The sequence below is a fragment of the Nocardioides malaquae genome (assembly GCF_015070385.1).
Lineage (GTDB): Bacteria > Actinomycetota > Actinomycetes > Propionibacteriales > Nocardioidaceae > Nocardioides > Nocardioides malaquae.
Map to the genome: position 1 here is coordinate 1 of NZ_JADCSA010000808.1, position 251 is coordinate 251.

Here is a 251-nt window from a genome sequence, read left to right on the forward strand (position 1 = left end):
CGCCTGGCCGATGCTATTGCTGAACCTTTGCTCGACAAGAAATATGCCGAACGTGAGCGTAATGCGGTGAACGCTGAATTAACCATGGCGCGTACGCGTGACGGGATGCGCATGGCACAGGTCAGCGCAGAAACCATTAACCCGGCACACCCCGGTTCAAAGTTTTCTGGTGGTAACCTCGAAACTTTAAGCGACAAACCTGGTAATCCGGTGCAGCAGGCGCTGAAAGATTTCCACGAGAAGTACTATTC

General features: G+C 52.6%; 1 protein-coding gene. It reads left to right on the top strand.

The genetic code is table 11. The features are described from left to right. Positions 1 to 251: hypothetical protein (locus IEQ44_RS16255; RefSeq protein ID WP_193639460.1), on the top strand; the 251-nt coding region annotated here is incomplete at both ends.